At 67.6% G+C, this 14,498-nt stretch carries 17 protein-coding genes; 15 read left to right on the top strand and 2 right to left on the bottom strand.

Annotation, left to right across the window (positions count from 1 at the left end; all coding sequences use genetic code 11):
- The gene (locus C1706_RS02180; protein WP_129457547.1) at window positions 1-585 is read left to right on the top strand and encodes a hypothetical protein; all 585 of its coding nucleotides are present in this window, start codon (window positions 1-3) and stop codon (window positions 583-585) included.
- A gap of 69 nt (window positions 586-654) precedes the next feature.
- On the opposite strand, the gene ybaK is transcribed toward C1706_RS02180, so the two are convergent.
- Window positions 655-1,149 carry a Cys-tRNA(Pro) deacylase gene (gene ybaK / locus C1706_RS02175; protein WP_129457546.1) on the bottom strand — a complete coding sequence of 165 codons (495 nt, stop codon included), beginning with the start codon at window positions 1,147-1,149 and terminating at the stop codon, window positions 655-657.
- Window positions 1,150-1,170: 21 nt separating this feature from the next.
- On the bottom strand, window positions 1,171-1,917 hold the full coding sequence (locus tag C1706_RS02170; protein WP_241653375.1) for a DUF554 domain-containing protein: 747 nt from the start codon (window positions 1,915-1,917) through the stop codon (window positions 1,171-1,173).
- A gap of 12 nt (window positions 1,918-1,929) precedes the next feature.
- Here C1706_RS02170 and hisD point away from each other — a divergent pair, with 12 nt between their 5' ends.
- The 14 genes from hisD to C1706_RS02100 all read left to right on the top strand — a co-directional run bounded on the left by hisD (window position 1,930) and on the right by C1706_RS02100 (window position 14,496).
- Window positions 1,930-3,249: a histidinol dehydrogenase gene (gene hisD, locus C1706_RS02165; RefSeq protein ID WP_129457545.1), complete on the top strand. Its 1,320-nt coding sequence runs from the start codon at window positions 1,930-1,932 to the stop codon at window positions 3,247-3,249.
- A complete protein-coding gene (locus C1706_RS02160; protein ID WP_129457544.1) occupies window positions 3,243-4,340 on the top strand; it encodes a histidinol-phosphate transaminase in 1,098 nt (365 codons plus the stop codon). The genes hisD and C1706_RS02160 overlap by 7 nt, the downstream gene beginning before the upstream one ends.
- A complete protein-coding gene (gene hisB, locus C1706_RS02155) occupies window positions 4,340-4,951 on the top strand; it encodes an imidazoleglycerol-phosphate dehydratase HisB (RefSeq protein ID WP_431830674.1) in 612 nt (203 codons plus the stop codon). Before C1706_RS02160 ends, hisB begins: the two co-directional genes overlap by 1 nt.
- Window positions 4,948-5,568, top strand: a complete 621-nt coding sequence (gene hisH, locus C1706_RS02150; protein WP_129457542.1) for an imidazole glycerol phosphate synthase subunit HisH — start codon at window positions 4,948-4,950, stop codon at window positions 5,566-5,568. Before hisB ends, hisH begins: the two co-directional genes overlap by 4 nt.
- A gap of 45 nt (window positions 5,569-5,613) precedes the next feature.
- Window positions 5,614-6,801: an amidohydrolase family protein gene (locus C1706_RS02145; protein ID WP_129457541.1), complete on the top strand. Its 1,188-nt coding sequence runs from the start codon at window positions 5,614-5,616 to the stop codon at window positions 6,799-6,801.
- On the top strand, window positions 6,794-7,522 hold the full coding sequence (gene priA / locus C1706_RS02140; RefSeq protein WP_129457540.1) for a bifunctional 1-(5-phosphoribosyl)-5-((5-phosphoribosylamino)methylideneamino)imidazole-4-carboxamide isomerase/phosphoribosylanthranilate isomerase PriA: 729 nt from the start codon (window positions 6,794-6,796) through the stop codon (window positions 7,520-7,522). Before C1706_RS02145 ends, priA begins: the two co-directional genes overlap by 8 nt.
- 71 nt (window positions 7,523-7,593) lie before the next feature.
- Complete coding sequence (locus C1706_RS02135) at window positions 7,594-8,367, top strand: YebC/PmpR family DNA-binding transcriptional regulator (RefSeq protein WP_129457539.1); 774 nt, start codon at window positions 7,594-7,596, stop codon at window positions 8,365-8,367.
- Window positions 8,368-8,399: 32 nt separating this feature from the next.
- Complete coding sequence (locus C1706_RS02130) at window positions 8,400-8,969, top strand: crossover junction endodeoxyribonuclease RuvC (RefSeq protein ID WP_129457538.1); 570 nt, start codon at window positions 8,400-8,402, stop codon at window positions 8,967-8,969.
- Window positions 8,966-9,577: a Holliday junction branch migration protein RuvA gene (gene ruvA / locus C1706_RS02125; protein WP_129457537.1), complete on the top strand. Its 612-nt coding sequence runs from the start codon at window positions 8,966-8,968 to the stop codon at window positions 9,575-9,577. The genes C1706_RS02130 and ruvA overlap by 4 nt, the downstream gene beginning before the upstream one ends.
- The gene (gene ruvB / locus C1706_RS02120; RefSeq protein WP_129457536.1) at window positions 9,574-10,617 is read left to right on the top strand and encodes a Holliday junction branch migration DNA helicase RuvB; all 1,044 of its coding nucleotides are present in this window, start codon (window positions 9,574-9,576) and stop codon (window positions 10,615-10,617) included. The genes ruvA and ruvB overlap by 4 nt, the downstream gene beginning before the upstream one ends.
- 66 nt (window positions 10,618-10,683) lie before the next feature.
- On the top strand, window positions 10,684-11,097 hold the full coding sequence (gene yajC / locus C1706_RS02115; RefSeq protein ID WP_129457535.1) for a preprotein translocase subunit YajC: 414 nt from the start codon (window positions 10,684-10,686) through the stop codon (window positions 11,095-11,097).
- Between the two features lie 104 nt (window positions 11,098-11,201).
- Window positions 11,202-12,812: a protein translocase subunit SecD gene (secD, locus tag C1706_RS02110; RefSeq protein ID WP_129457673.1), complete on the top strand. Its 1,611-nt coding sequence runs from the start codon at window positions 11,202-11,204 to the stop codon at window positions 12,810-12,812.
- On the top strand, window positions 12,812-13,966 hold the full coding sequence (gene secF / locus C1706_RS02105; protein WP_129457534.1) for a protein translocase subunit SecF: 1,155 nt from the start codon (window positions 12,812-12,814) through the stop codon (window positions 13,964-13,966). The genes secD and secF overlap by 1 nt, the downstream gene beginning before the upstream one ends.
- The gene (locus C1706_RS02100) at window positions 13,963-14,496 is read left to right on the top strand and encodes an adenine phosphoribosyltransferase (protein WP_129457533.1); all 534 of its coding nucleotides are present in this window, start codon (window positions 13,963-13,965) and stop codon (window positions 14,494-14,496) included. The genes secF and C1706_RS02100 overlap by 4 nt, the downstream gene beginning before the upstream one ends.
- Window positions 14,497-14,498: the final 2 nt, after the last annotated feature.

The raw sequence follows: 14,498 nt of genomic DNA, 5'->3' as shown, positions 1-14,498 counted from the left end.
ATGGGGTTGCGGACTGCCGTGCTGCGGACGGCGACGATGGCGGTGCTGGCCGCGCTCGTCGGGGTGGTCTGCGCTCTGGTGTGGGCCAACCTTGCCGTCCTGCCGAGCTACGTCGTGCAATCCGACGGGCACGCGCTGATCGGGGACGACAGTCTTGCGGAGGCGTTTTCGGCGAACTTCTGGTTCTCGGTGATCGCCGTCGTGGGTGGGGCGGCGATCGGGGTCGCCTGCTGGATTTTGCTGCGTCAGTTGGGCTGGCCCGTTGCGGTGATCACCGCGGGGCTGAGCCTGCTGGCTGGCGGAACATGCTGGCTGGTGGGTGAGTTGATCGGGCCCGGTCAGTTCGCTCAGCGGCTGGCCTCGGCACAACCCGGGGAATCGGTGAAGATGGCCCTGGAACTCACCACACCGTCAGCGCTGGCACTGTGGGTGTTCGCCGCGATCGCCGTGCCCTTGTTCGCGGCATCCCTGGGTCCTGACCTGTCCCCCGAGGCTGCGCCGCCTCGGCAGCGCCGCCGCTTGCGAGGGCAGGCCGATGCCCTCAGCGACGACGCCTTCTCCGAGGCATCCTCACCGACGGCCTAGGCCCCACCGAAAGCCCCTGCAACGGCGCTCACCAGATTGCTTGCCCAACGCGCAGACGTGGGCGAGCGCTCAGGCGTGGGCGATGGGGGCGAAGTGGGCGCCGGTCGCTGCCGCAAGGTCGGCGGGAGCGATGCCGATCTGCAATCCTCGCTTGCCCCCTGAAACGTACATCGTGGGCCAGTTCTGCGCCGAGGTGTCGATGACGGTCGGCAAAGCGGTGCGTTGGCCGAGGGGAGACACCCCGCCGAGCACGTAGCCAGAACTGCGCTCGGCCGCCTTCGGGTCGGCCATCTCTGCCTTCTTGACGCCGAGGGCCGTGGCGAGCTTCTTCAGATCCAGGCGCCCTGACACGGGGACGACACCCACCGCGAGCTGATGCGGACCCACGGACACGATGAGGGTCTTGTAGAGGCGCTCCGGTTCGATGCCTGTCTCGCGGGCTGCTTCGGCACCGAAGTCATGGGTGTCGTCGTGATGGGTGTACTCGACCGGCTCGAAGGGGATCGCGGCGGCGATGAGCGCCTGAAGCGCAGGCGTCCCCGCCGGTGTCTTCTTCTTGGCCATGGGTGTCCTTTCGTTGGTTCCTCACCGCAGGGCCGTGACGGCCGCCATGAGCACAGGGGCGGCGATCAGCGCGGGAAGAAGATCGCCGACGGGAATGTCCTTGATTCTCAGGAGCCGGAGGCCAAGTGCGATCAAGATCACGCCACCGGTGGCGCTCAGGGCGTCGATCTGCGCCAGGCTGAACAGGTTGCCTAGCCAGAACCCGGCCAGGGTCAGGCCGCCCTGCACGATGCCGACAGCGACCGCAGACACCAGGACGCCCCAGCCGAGGGAACTCGCGAAGGCCATCGCCGCGAATCCGTCGAGGGCTGCCTTGATGAGGAGTTGTTCAGCCCCATGGCCCATCCCATCCGACAGCGAGCCCAAGATGGTGAGGGGGCCGATGCAAAACAGCAAGGTGGGCGTCACGGCTGCCGACACGAAGGTGCCAGCCTCGCCCGTGGTCGAAAAGTGCGAACGCAGCCGCTCCGCACCGTTCTCCAGGCGCTGCTCGATGCGCAGGGCAGAGCCGACCAGTGCCCCCACGATCAGGGAGCCGAGCACGATCAGGGTGGGCGCGCCCGCCCCTGCCGCCTCGCTCATGGCGGGCGAGGACAGGGTCAGAGCTGAACTGATGCCCAGCACCATGGTGATGAGCCCCAGAACGTCGGTGACAGTGTCACGGGTGCGCGCGGGGATCCGGTCGCCCAGCAGCACGCCCAGGCCCGTCCCTGCGGCGACGGTGACCACGTTCGCAACCGTGCCGAGCCCGATGAACATGACGCCCATACAATCATCCCTGTGAAGCTACGTGTGATCGATGTCCGAGGAACAAGCCCTGACTACCGCACCGTGGTGCCGCGGGGTGCCTTCGACGTCGAGCATGCCCTCGCGACGGTCAAGCCGATCTGCGACGCCGTCGCCGAGCGTGGCGAGCACGCGCTGGCCGAGTTCGCTGAGCGTTTCGACGGTGTGGTGCCCAGCCAGTTCCGCGTGCCCGTGGAGTACCTGGCTCAGTGCGCCAAGGAGCTTGCCCCGCAGGTGCGCGCCGCGTTCGAGGAGTCGATCCGGCGCCGGCGTGCCGTCGCGCAGGCGGAAGGTACCCCGGGGGTCGTCAGCGTCGAGGTCGCCGAGGGGGCGGTGATCGAGACCAAGACTTCGCCGGTTGCTCGCGTCGGTCTCTACGTGCCCGGCGGTCTGGCGCCCCTGTCCTCCAGCGTGCTGATGAACGTCGTTCCCGCCCAGGTCGCTGGGGTGGAAAGCCTTGCCGTAGCGACTCCGCCGAATGCGGCGTTCGGTGGCTGGCCTCACCCCTCGATCCTGGGGCTGTGCCACCTCCTGGGCGTCGATGAGGTGTACGCGGTGGGTGGCGCCCAGGCGATCGCCATGTTCGCCTACGGCGTGGAAGGGCTGTGCGCGCCGGTCGACCTGGTGACGGGGCCCGGCAACATCTACGTGGTGGCCGCCAAGCGGCTGCTGCGCGGTGTGGTGGGCATCGACGCGGAGGCCGGCCCCACGGAGATCGCCGTGCTGGCCGACGATCAGGCCGATCCGGCCTTCGTTGCCGCTGACTTGATCAGTCAGGCCGAACACGACCCAATGGCAGGTTCGGTGCTGGTCACCGATTCACCGGATCTGGCCGAGCGCGTCAACGCGCTGCTGGCGGATCAGGTTTCGGAGTTGGATCACACCGACCGCATCGAGACGGCGCTGACCGGCCCGCAGTCGGCGATTGTCCTGGTTGACGACATGGAGCAGGGCCTCAAAGTCGTGGACGCCTACGGCGCCGAGCACCTTGAAGTGCAGACGGGGGACGCCCGCGCGGTCGCGCATCGGGTGAAGAACGCCGGCGCGATCTTCATCGGTCCGTGGGCCCCGGTGCCGCTGGGTGACTACTCGGCAGGGTCGACGCACGTCCTGCCGACGGCGGGCGCGTCCCGCTACAGCTCGGGGCTCACCGTCCGGAGTTTTTGCCGGACCGTCCACCTGATCGACTACGACGAGGCGGCGTTGCGTGAGGTCGGCCCCACCGTGGTGACGTTCGCCCGCGAGGAAGGCCTGCCCGGGCACGCCGCCGCCATCACCGTCCGGACGGCGCGCGAGCAGGGGGACCGCTGGTGAAGGCGAACCCCGCACTGGCCGACCTGCCGCTGCGCCCTGAACTGGTCGGCGAGGAGCCCTACGGGGCTCCCCAACTCGACGTTCCCGTCTGCCTCAACGTGAACGAGAACCCCTACCCGCCATCGGGGGCGATGCTGGCCGACATGGCGCAGGCGATCAGTTCGGGGGTCTACCACCGCTACCCCGACCGTGAGTTCCTACGGCTGCGCACTCAGCTGGCCGACTATCTTGGCCACGGCCTGGGGCCCGCGAACATCTGGGCAGCGAACGGTTCCAACGAGGTCATGACGCACGTCCTGGGGGCCTTCGGTGGCCCCGGACGCCGGATGCTCACCTTCACGCCGACGTATTCGATGTATCCCGAGTACGCGCGCAACACGCACACCGAGTACGTCACCGCACCCCGTCGGGTGGATTACACGCTGGATGCGTCCGACATCCTGCTCGCGATCGCCCGCGTGGAGCCGACGGTCGTCGTGATCACCACGCCCAACAACCCCACGGGCACGACCACGCCGGTGACGGTCATCGCCGAGGTGCTGGCGAACACAGACGCGATCGTCGTGGTCGATGAGGCCTACCAAGAGTTCGCCCGCGACCCGGAGGCGACGGCACTGTCCCTGCTGGCCGACCACGGCAACCTGGTGGTGAGCCGCACCATGAGCAAGGCCTTCGCCTTCGCTGGGGGGCGCCTGGGCTACCTGGCGGCGGCCCCGGCCATCGTGGACGCCTGCCGCATCGTCCGGCTGCCCTATCACCTCTCCGCGCAGACCCAGGCCGTGGCGTCCGTGGCGCTGCGGCACGCCGACGAGATGCTCGCGCGGGTCGACGACCTGCGCGCCACCCGCGACGAACTGCTCCGCCGGGGGCCGCAGCTAGGGTTCGAGGTGGTCGACTCGGATGCCAACTTCGTCCTGATCGGGCGATGGGCCGACCGCCACGCCGCGTGGCAGCAGTTGCTGGATCAAGGGGTGCTGGTCCGCGAAACCGGGCCGGAGGGATTCTTGCGTGTCAGCGCGGGGACCCCGGATGAAATGGCAGCGTTCTACGCCGCGCTGGCGCGCGTAGACGCCCCGAGGATGGGGGAGTGATGGCACGCACCGCACGCATCGAGCGCAGCACCAGCGAATCCACGATCACCGTGGAGATGAACCTGGACGGCGCCGGCGTCTCCGACATCGCCACCGGGGTCGGCTTTTACGACCACATGCTGACGGCGCTGAGCAAGCACTCCCTGATCGACCTCACCGTGAGGGCCAACGGCGACGTGCACATCGACGGACACCATGTCGTGGAGGACACCGCGATCGTCGTCGGGCAGGCCTTGCGCGAGGCGCTGGGTGACAAGCGCGGCATCCGCCGTTTCGGGGACGCGGTCGTCCCGCTGGATGAGGCGCTAGCCCGGTGCGTCGTCGATGTGGCCGGGCGTCCCTACGCCGTGTGTCAGGGCGAACCCGACGCGCAGGTGTACGCGCTGATCGGCGGGTCGGGGGTGCCCTATGCCGGGTCGATGACGTATCACGTCGTGGAGTCGCTGGCCCTGAACGCGGGGTTGTGCGTCCACTTGGATCTCCTGCGGGGGCGCGACCCGCACCACATCGTCGAGGCGCAGTTCAAGGCGCTCGCGCGAGCGTTGCGCGCCGCCGTGGAGCCCGATCCTCGTATTGCCGACCAGATCCCCTCGACCAAGGGCGCCCTGTGAGCGCGACGATCGCGGTACTCGACTACGGCTCGGGGAACCTGCACTCGGCCACCCGCGCGTTGGCCGCGACCGGGGCGCGGGTGGTGCTCACGGCGGACGCCGACGAGATCGCGGCGGCCGACGGGCTCGTCGTCCCCGGTGTGGGAGCGTTCGCGGCGTGCATGGCGGGGCTTGAGGCTGTCGATGGCCCGGCGATCATCCGTCGGCGCTTGGCCGACCATCGACCGGTCCTCGGCATCTGTGTTGGCGAGCAAATCATGTTCGAGGTGGGGGAGGAACACGGCATCGTGACGCCGGGCGTCGGGGTCCTTCCCGGGCGCGTCGAACTGCTGCACGCCGCCCGGCTGCCGCACATGGGGTGGAACACCGTGAATGCCCCAGTGGGGTCGCGCCTGTTCGAGGGCGTCGCCGGGGAGCGGTTCTACTTCGTGCACAGCTATGGCGTACACGACGCGGATTGGCCCGAAGGTGCCCTGGTCTCGTGGGCGGAACACGGCGGGGACCGCTTCGTCGCGGCGGTCGAGTCGGGCGCGCTGAGCGTCACGCAGTTCCACCCTGAGAAGTCCGGTCAGGCTGGGGCTCGCGTGCTGCGCAACTGGGTTGCCTGCTTGGGCTGAGCAGGCGCGGTGCCCGGGCTAAGCTGACAAGATGAGTGCCTCGCCGTGACCGCTGTCCGTGCCGTTCGTCCGTGGGGGGCGCCGTTAGCCGACCTGATCCTCGATCAGGGCCGCATCGCCGTGATCCGTCCGCCCGCAGACCGGGCCACCGGGAGCGCGACCGACCTGGATGGGGGCGGGCTGCTGGCTCTTCCGTCGGTGGTGAACGCGCACGCGCACGTCGACAAGTCCTGGTGGGGGTTGCCGTGGCAGTCCTACGGCGGCGAGGGCACCACCGAGGGCAGGATCCGTCACGAGCGTGATCGGCGCGATGAACTGGGCATTCCCGGCGTGGACATCACCACGCGTGTCCTCACCGAGATGGTGTCCCACGGCACGACGCTGCTGCGTAGCCATGTCGATGTCGATCTCGGCTTGGGACTGCGCGGCATCGAGGTCGTCAAGGAGGCGGTCGCCTCCTTTGATGGTGGCATCGAGATGGAGATCGTCGCCTTCCCGCAAGATGGGGTGCTGCGACGCCGCGGAGTGTTGGAGTTGCTCGATCAGGCCGCCGCCGCAGGGGCACAGCACATCGGCGGGCTGGATCCGGCGGGCATCGACCGGGATCCGGTCGGCCAACTCGACGGGTTGTTCGCGATCATGGAGCGGCGCGGCTGCGGGCTCGACATCCATCTCCATGACGCCGGTGAGTTGGGCGCCTTTGAACTGGACTTGATCTGCGACCGGGCCGAACGGCTGGGATTGACGGACAAGGTGACCATCGCGCACGGGTTCGCGCTGGCCCAAGTGGACGCTTCCCGGCGCGCGGAACTGCTGGCCCGTATGGGCGAGGCGGGCATCACGTTCACCACGGTCGCCCCGCTGCGGTTGCCGCAACTGCCTTGGCGCGAACTGGACGCGGCCGGCGTCGGCTTCGCCTTCGGCACCGACGGCATCCGCGACCTGTGGAGCCCCTATGGCACCGGGGACACGTTGCGCATCGCCTGGCAGTTTGCGCGTGCCTCCTCTGTGGTGCGCGACGAAGATTTGCAGCGCATCCTGGTGGCCGCCACCAGCGGTGCCGGGCGGTTCGCGGGGCGCCCGGGCCACGACCTGGTCGAAGGGGCAGCCGCTCACCTGGTGCTGCTGGACGCCGAGAACCCCATGGACGCGTTGGTCCGGACACCACCTCGGCAGGTGGTCATCGGCAACGGGATGGTCCTGCACGACGCTAGGGTTTGCGTCCGTGACTGATTCCCTGACGCTGCTGCCTGCCGTTGACGTTCAAGGCGGCCAAGCCGTCCAGCTCACCCAGGGCGTGGCTGGGTCCGAGAAGACCTTTGGTGATCCGTTGGCGGCCGCCCAACGCTGGCAAGACGGCGGGGCGAGTTGGCTCCACCTGGTGGATCTGGACGCGGCGTTTGGCCGTGGCTCGAACGCCGATGTCATCGCCGAGATCGTGGGGCAGATGAGCCTCAACGTCGAACTGTCGGGCGGTATCCGTGACGACGCGTCGCTGGAGCGCGCGTTGGCCACCGGCTGTCGCCGCGTCAACATCGGGACCGCCGCGCTGGAGAACCCGGCCTGGTGTGAGAAAGTCATCGCTGAGCACGGGGACCTCATCGGCATCGCCATCGACGTGCGTGGCACGCGTTTGGCCGCGCGCGGCTGGGTCCGCGAAGGCGGAGACTGGGCTGAGGCCGTCGATCGCCTGTCGGCGGCAGGGTGCCGCACCTTCGTGGTGACCGACGTCAACTCCGACGGGATGCTCACCGGCCCGAACGTGTCCCTGCTGCGTGATGTAGCCACCCGGACGGACGCCGAGGTGATCGCCTCCGGCGGCATCTCTTCGCTTGATGACTTGCGCGCCCTGCGCGAGCTCGTGCCCCTGGGCGTCACCGGCGCGATCGTCGGCACCGCGCTGTACGTCGGCTCCATCACGTTGCCCGAGGCGCTGGCCGTCGCGCAGGGCTGAGTGCCGTCGCGCGCTCGCACGCGCGATAGGCTGTCCGATGGAGCTAATCGAGATCGAGCGAAGGGAGACCCATGAGCGGACATTCCAAGTGGGCCACCACCAAGCACAAGAAGGCCGCCATTGATGCGAAGCGCGGCAAGCTGTTCGCCAACCTGATCAAGAAGATCGAGGTCGCGGCGCGCGTGGGTGGCGGTGACCCCGGCGGGAACCCGACGCTGTACGACGCCATCCAGAAGGCGAAGAAGAACTCGGTCCCCAACGACAACATTGATCGCGCCGTCAAGCGCGGTTCGGGTATCGGCGGCGAGGCCGTCGACTACACCGAGATCATGTACGAGGCCTACGGTGCTGCAGGCGTCGCCCTCCTCATCGAGGTGCTGACCGACAACCGCAACCGTTCGGCGTCCGACGTCAAGGTGGCGATCACGCGCAACGGCGGCACGGTTGCCGACGTGGGCTCGGTGAGCCGGATCTATGACCGCAAGGGCGTCGTTGTGGTGGCCAAGAAGCAAGAGGGCAAGCAGGTCACCGAAGATGACCTGCTGGAGGCCACCTTGGAGGCCGAGCCGGAAGACATCAACGACACCGGTGACACCTTCGAGATTGTCAGCGATCCGGCCCAGTTGGTCGAGGTGCGCAAGGCAGTCCAGGCGGCAGGGTTCGACTATGAATCCGCCGACGTGGAGTTCCGGCCGCAGTACGAGCAGGCCGTTGACTCCCAAGAGGCCGCCGAGAAGCTGTTCAAGCTGATCGACGCCATCGAAGAGGTGGAAGACGTCCAAAACGTCTACAGCAACGAAGACGTGCCGGACGAAATCCTCGAAGCCTTGGAGGGCGACGCCTAGAATCCGAACAAACGTTCGGAAAGGTGGGCCGCATGCGAGTGCTCGGGATCGACCCCGGCCTGACCCGATGTGGGGTCGGCGTGATCGAGGGGGATCCCGGGCGCCCGCCCGCGCTCCTGCTCGCCGATGTGGTGCGTACCCCCGCTGACGCGGAAACGGGGCAGCGGTTGGCGGCGCTGGAACGCAGCCTCGTCCAGTACGTCGCCGAATATCGCCCTGACGCCATCGCCGTGGAGCGGGTCTTCGCCCGACGCGACGTGAGCACCATCATCGGCACGGCACAGGCCTCTGGCGTGGTGCTGCTGGTCGGCACTCGTGCTGGGTTGCAGGTGGCCCAGCACACCCCCAGCGAGGTCAAGGCGGCCATCACCGGCAGCGGGCGCGCCGACAAGGCGCAAGTGGGCCAGATGGTCATGCGCATCCTCAAACTCGACGCTCCGCCCAAACCTGCCGATGCCGCGGACGCGGTCGCGCTGGCGGTGTGTCATCTGTGGCGTGCCCCCGCCATCGCCCGGATCCAGCAGGCGCAGGTGCGCCGCGAACTGGTCCAGGCTCAAGCCATGGCGCGTGCACGCGCCGCAAACAGGAGGAAGCTCGCGTGATCGCCCATCTCACCGGCACGGTCAGCCAAGTCGGCGGCACCTGGGTCGATATCGATCTGGGTGGGTTCGGCGTCCGCGCCCTCGCCACCCCCGCCACCGTCGCCTCCGTGAGGGTGGGGGAGACGGCGACGTTGGCCACCTCCTTGGTGGTGCGTCAGGATTCCCTCACCTTGTTCGGGTTCAGCGACCCGGAGGAGCGCGACGCCTTCGAACTCGTGCAGTCGGCTTCTGGCATCGGCCCCAAGCTCGCCCAGGCGGTGGTGTCAGTGTTGCCGCCTGCCGAACTGCGCGCCGCCATCTCGAGCGAGAACCTCGTCGCCTTGACGAAGGTGCCCGGCATTGGGCGCAAGGGGGCCCAGAAGATGGTGATTGAACTCAAAGAGAAGGTCAACGCGCTGGGCGCCGTCCCCGATCTTGGTGGCACAGGTGGGGCCGCATCCGGAGCGGACGCCTGGCGCGACCAGGTCTCGAGCGGGCTGGAATCGCTGGGGTGGTCGGCCAAGGACGCCGCCGCCGCCGTTGAGGGCATCGCACCCCTGCGCGAGGAGAACCCCACCCTGGGTATCGGTGAGTTGATGCGCGCCGCACTGCAGAGCCTGGCTCGATGACGCCGCGACACGACGAGGACCCCCTCGACCCGCACGGGCACCTCGACGAGCAGGCCGTCGACGGTGCTCTGCGCCCGCCGAGCCTGGAGGAGTTCGGTGGGCAGCCGCGGGTGAGCGCACAGCTGGGGCTGGTGCTGGCTGCGGCCCAACATCGCGGTGCGGTGCCCGATCACGTGCTGTTGTCGGGGCCGCCTGGGTTGGGCAAGACGACGTTGGCCATGATCATCGCTCACGAGTTGGGCGTCCCGCTACGGATCAGTTCGGGCCCGGCCATCCAGCACGCCGGTGACCTGGCCGCCATCTTGTCGGGGCTCACCGAGGGAGAGGTCTTCTTTCTCGACGAGATTCACCGCATGAGCCGACCCGCCGAAGAGATGCTGTATTTGGCGATGGAGGACTTTCGCGTCGATGTCATCGTCGGCAAGGGGCCCGGCGCCACCGAGATCCCGCTGGAGATCCCGCGCTTCACCCTGGTCGGTGCGACGACGCGCGCAGGCTTGCTGCCCGGGCCGCTGCGCGATCGGTTCGGGTTCACCGGACAACTCGACTACTACGATGCCGCCGACCTGGTGCGGATCGTCCAGCGCTCCGCGTCGCTGCTGAAGGTCGCCCTCGACGATGCGTCGGCACAGGTCATCGCCAGCCGGAGCCGAGGAACGCCCCGGATCGCGAACCGGCTGCTGCGCCGCGTCCGCGATTACGCGCTGATCCACGCGTCCGGACGGATCACCCCGCCTGTCGCCTCAGCAGCGTTGGACCTGTACGAGGTGGACGAGTTGGGCTTGGACCGCCTCGACCGCGCCGTCTTGGAGTCGCTGTGCGTGCGTTTCGGTGGCGGACCAGTGGGGCTGGGCACGTTGGCGATGAGCGTCGGCGAGGAGGTCGAAACGGTGGAAGAGGTTGCGGAGCCGTTCCTGATTCGCCAGGGGTTCCTCATGCGCACGCCTCGTGGGCGCGTGGCGACCAGCCGGGCCTGGGCACACCTGGGTTTGACCGTGCCCGCGTCACGAGTTGACCTTTTCACGGACCCGGACGCCTAGCCGGTAGGCTTGCCCCTTGGCGGGGGCCGGCCCCGTGTTCCCGTTCCCCAGTTGAGAGTGTGAAAGATGCCTGACAGCAACCTGATGTCGACCCTCGTGATGGTGGTCTTGATGGTGGCCGCGTTCTGGCTGCTGCTGATCCGCCCCGCGCAGAAGAAGCAGAAGCAACAGCAGGAACTGGTGAACAACCTGGGCGAAGGATCGCGCGTGATGCTCAGCAGCGGCGTCTTCGGCACCATCATCCACAATGGCGAGAAGCAGGCCATCGTCGAGGTGTCGCCCGGTGTGGAGATGACCGTGCTGAAGCAGGCCATCGTCCGCGCGGTCGAGCCCTCCGAAGAGGAGTTCGAGTACGACGATGCCCCGGCTGATGAGATCGACGGCACGGTCGTCGACGTCGTGGAGGCCGCTCCCGTTCTCGATGTCGCCCCGCCGTCGGAGAGCGCGCCTGAGGCTCAGACGCCCGAAGCCAAGAACTGAGTAGGCGGGGTTCGCTGCACGTGGCCACCACCACTCAACACAGGTCGCACCCGCTGCGCACCTTGATCATCTTGTTCGCCGTGATCGCCGCCTTGTTCGGGATCATGGCCCTGTCGGGTAGCTGGAGCCCCAAGCTTGGCTTGGATCTGCGCGGCGGCACGACGATTACCTTGACTGCCCGCAATGCGACCGGGCAGGGCGGGGTCAGCGCCGAAAGCCTGGAACAGGCGCGCACCATCATCCAGCAGCGCGTCGACGCGATCGGCGTCGGCGAGTCGGAGGTGGCGACGGTCGGGAACAACCAGATCACCGTCTCCGTCCCGAACGTCGCTCCCGCCCAGTTGCAGGAGATGGTCGGCACGACCGCGCAGTTGTACTTCCGTCCCGTGTACGCGACGGCGCAGGTGACCGCACAGCCCACGGCGACGCCGACCCCGTCGGCCACCCCGAGCTCGTCGGCGGATCCGTCTACCCCGGCATCGGCCGAGCCGACGTCGGGGACCACTGCGACGGCGGCGCCCAGCCCGACCGAAAGCGTCAACCGGCGCCCGGCCGCAGGGTTGCCCACGGCCGCTCCCACGCCACGTCCGACGGCGCCTGGGCGGCAACTGACCACCGATGAGGCGTTGGCGTGGACGCCGACCGCTCGGGATCAAGCCGACTTCGAGGCCTTCACGTGCGGGGACGAGTTCCCTGACGTTCCCGACCAGCCGCTCATCACCTGCAACCGCGAGGGCACGACGAAGTTCCTGCTGTACCCGGCGGTCATCAACGGCGACATGCTCACCGATGCCAATGCGGGAGTGCCGCAGCATCAGTTGAGCTGGATCGTCCAACTGCAACTCAACGACGTGGGCGGCAAGATCTTCGAGCAGGTGACGGGGGCGCTGGCGAAGAAGAGCGAGCCGCAGAACACGTTCGCGATCGTGCTGGACGGCAAGGTCGTGACCTATCCCCGCCTCACCACTGCCATCAGCGGCGGGCGAGCGGAGATCTCGGGTAGCTTCACGCAGCAAAGCGCCACCGACCTGGCCAACGTGTTGAAGTACGGTTCCTTGCCGTTGGCTTTCGACCTGTCTGAGGTTTCCAACGTGTCCGCGACCCTGGGTGGGGAGCAGTTGCAGGCCGGCATCATCGCGGGCCTGATCGGCCTGGCGTTGGTCGTGATCTACTCCGTGATCTACTACCGGGCACTCGCCGTCGTGGTGGTGGCGTCGCTGGTCTTGGCCGCCACGATCACCTATCAGCTCATGGTGTTGCTGGGGCAATCGATGGGGTTCGCGTTGAACCTTCCCGGTATCGCCGGGGCGATCGTCGCCATCGGCATGACGGCGGACTCCTTCATCATCTACTTCGAACGCATCCGCGACGAAGTGCGTGACGGACGCTCGCTGCGTACCGCCATCGAGACCGGGTGGATCGGCTCCCGTAAGACGATCTTGATCGCCGACGCCGTGTCTTTGCTGTCTGCCGCGGTGCTGTTCGTGTTGGCTATCGGGTCAGTGAAGGGCTTCGCCTTCACCCTGGGGCTGACCACACTCATCGACATTGCGATCGTGTTCTGGTTCACCAAGCCCATGGTGACGCTGCTCGGACGCACAAAGTACTTCGGTGAGGGCCGCAAGTTCTCCGGCTTCGACGCAGCCCACCTCGGCGCGGCCCCCCGACGGTCCCCGATTCGTCGCCTCCGGGCGAGTTCCCCGAAGGAGGCCTGATGAGCAAGAACCATGGGCTTGCCCACCGGCTCTACACCGGTGAGATCAGCTACGACTTCATCAAGAACGCCAAACGCTGGTACATCGTCTCGGCGGTGATCGTCGCGATCTGCGTCCTCGGCGTCGCCGTGCGGGGCCTGAACCTGTCGATCGACTTCACCGGGGGTTCGGAGTTCGTCGTCCCGACGCAGGTCACCGCCACCACGGCAGACGACTATCGCGAGACCGTGCAGGGTATGGGGCTGCCGGACCTTGGCGAGATTAAGACCAACACGGTGGGGGACAGCCAGGTCCGCATTCAGGTGCGCGCCCTGACCGCCGAGGAAATCAACCACGTCACCGAAGCCCTTGCGGCCAAGGCCGGGGTCCCCAGCCAGCAGGTCACGAACAACCTGATCGGCGCGTCCTGGGGGCAACAGATCACCCAGAAGGGGCTGATTGCCCTCGTGGTCTTCCTGGTGCTGGTGTCCTTGATGATCTGGGTTTACTTCCGCAACTGGAAGATGTCGGCCGCAGCCATCATCGCGCTGCTGCACGACCTCGTCTTGACCGTGGGCGTCTATGCCTTGCTGCAGTTCGCCTTCACGCCGGCCACCCTCATCGGCATGCTCACGATTTTGGGCTACTCGCTGTATGACACCGTGGTCGTCTTCGACAAGGTACGCGAGAACACGCGCGACATCACCAAGCAGAAGCGGACCTTCGCGGCGGCGTCCAACTTGGCTATCAACCAGGTGCTGATGCGGTCGATCAACACCACGATCATCGGGGTGCTGCCTGTGGCCGCGCTGCTGATGGCGGGGGTGTTCGTCCTGGGGACGGGGCCGCTGAAGGATCTGGGTCTGGCCCTGTTCGTCGGCATGATTGCGGGCGCCTACAGTTCGCTGTTCCTGGCCGCACCGATCTATGTCCAGATGAGGGAACGCGAACCCGAACTGGTCGCCCACCGTCGCCGGATCGAGCGGTCCTCTACGACTGCCGCACCGGAGGATGCGACCTCGACCACCGGCGAGCATGAGGCTTCAGCCCCGCTCCTCGCGGCGGCACACACCGTCGTCGATCCCGCCACGTTCGGGTCTGTCGACGGCAGCACGCTGCCGCGTCACCAACCACAGCGCAGTACCCGCGCCGACCGTAAGAAGGATGGGCGATGAACGCCAACCAGAACCGCATCATCGAGTTGATTCGAGACGTCCCGGACTGGCCCAAGCCTGGTGTGGTGTTCAAGGACATCACCCCCCTGCTGGCGGACGCCGATGGCTTCGCTGCGGCTATCGATGAGTTGGCTGACCTGGCTCCGGGGCCCATCGATGTGGTGGTGGGCATGGAGGCTCGCGGCTTCATTTTCGCCGCACCGGTGGCGCTCAAGCTGGGTGCCGGGTTCGTCCCGGTGCGCAAGCCAGGCAAGCTGCCCGGGAAGGTGGATCAGCAGAGCTTCGCGCTGGAGTACGGCAACGAGACGCTGGCGATCCACAGCGATGCGCTGTGGCAGGGGGCAAGGGTCATGGTGATCGATGATGTGCTGGCCACCGGCGGCACGATCGGCGCCACGGCCGAGTTGATCAAGCGCCAGGGCGCCGAACTGGTGCACGTGGCGGTCTTGATGGAACTCGGCTTCCTGGGTGGGCGCGAGCGCCTTGCCCGTGCGGGAGTCGACACGCTGTCCGCCGTGGTGACTGTCTGACC

This window comes from Propioniciclava flava, from assembly GCF_004126535.1.
GTDB classification, from domain to species: domain Bacteria; phylum Actinomycetota; class Actinomycetes; order Propionibacteriales; family Propionibacteriaceae; genus Propioniciclava; species Propioniciclava flava.
Note: the sequence above shows the minus strand (reverse complement) of the source record. Positions and strands in the feature narration are given on the sequence as shown.

Bases quoted from the DNA above. Each gene is read 5' to 3' on its own strand.
- secF (WP_129457534.1), top strand. From the start codon at position 12,812: ATGAGCAAGAACCATGGGCTTGCCCACCGGCTCTACACCGGTGAGATC.
- C1706_RS02130 (WP_129457538.1), top strand. From the start codon at position 8,400: ATGCGAGTGCTCGGGATCGACCCCGGCCTGACCCGATGTGGGGTCGGC.
- ybaK (WP_129457546.1), bottom strand. From the start codon at position 1,149: ATGGCCAAGAAGAAGACACCGGCGGGGACGCCTGCGCTTCAGGCGCTC.
- yajC (WP_129457535.1), top strand. From the start codon at position 10,684: ATGCCTGACAGCAACCTGATGTCGACCCTCGTGATGGTGGTCTTGATG.
- secD (WP_129457673.1), top strand. From the start codon at position 11,202: ATGGCCCTGTCGGGTAGCTGGAGCCCCAAGCTTGGCTTGGATCTGCGC.
- C1706_RS02180 (WP_129457547.1), top strand. From the start codon at position 1: ATGGGGTTGCGGACTGCCGTGCTGCGGACGGCGACGATGGCGGTGCTG.
- C1706_RS02170 (WP_241653375.1), bottom strand. From the start codon at position 1,917: ATGGGCGTCATGTTCATCGGGCTCGGCACGGTTGCGAACGTGGTCACC.
- C1706_RS02135 (WP_129457539.1), top strand. From the start codon at position 7,594: ATGAGCGGACATTCCAAGTGGGCCACCACCAAGCACAAGAAGGCCGCC.
- C1706_RS02100 (WP_129457533.1), top strand. From the start codon at position 13,963: ATGAACGCCAACCAGAACCGCATCATCGAGTTGATTCGAGACGTCCCG.
- ruvB (WP_129457536.1), top strand. From the start codon at position 9,574: ATGACGCCGCGACACGACGAGGACCCCCTCGACCCGCACGGGCACCTC.
- hisB (WP_431830674.1), top strand. From the start codon at position 4,340: ATGGCACGCACCGCACGCATCGAGCGCAGCACCAGCGAATCCACGATC.